1 rRNA gene is annotated in these 325 nt (G+C 34.2%); it reads left to right on the top strand.

The features are described 5' to 3' along the window. Nucleotides 1-223: 223 nt before the first annotated feature. Nucleotides 224-325: ribosomal RNA gene (locus tag PSH48_RS21075) — 23S ribosomal RNA — on the top strand; the annotation flags it as partial.

The raw sequence follows: 325 nt of genomic DNA, 5'->3' as shown, positions 1-325 counted from the left end.
GTTTAACTGATTAATATGCTCTTTAAAAATTTGGAAAAGCTGATAATAAAATTCTGATAGATACTTTGTATTTGTACAGAGTTTTCAAAAGTAAAAAAGAATGATAGCAGTATCATTCAGTGCCAATTTAATCATTTATGATTAATTGGTATCTACTTTAGTATTCAATATTAACTTCTGGCGAAGTTAAACTGTCACTAACAAAGACCCGTTTGGGTTGTATGGTTAAGTGACTAAGCGTACACGGTGGATGCCTTGGCAGTTGGAGGCGATGAAGGACGTATTAACTTGCGATAAGCCTAGTCAAGCTAGTAAAAAGCGCTTG

Origin of the sequence: Pseudoalteromonas sp. Angola-4, assembly GCF_028599265.1 — a bacterium.
Lineage (GTDB): Bacteria > Pseudomonadota > Gammaproteobacteria > Enterobacterales > Alteromonadaceae > Pseudoalteromonas > Pseudoalteromonas atlantica.
Note: the sequence above shows the minus strand (reverse complement) of the source record. Positions and strands in the feature narration are given on the sequence as shown.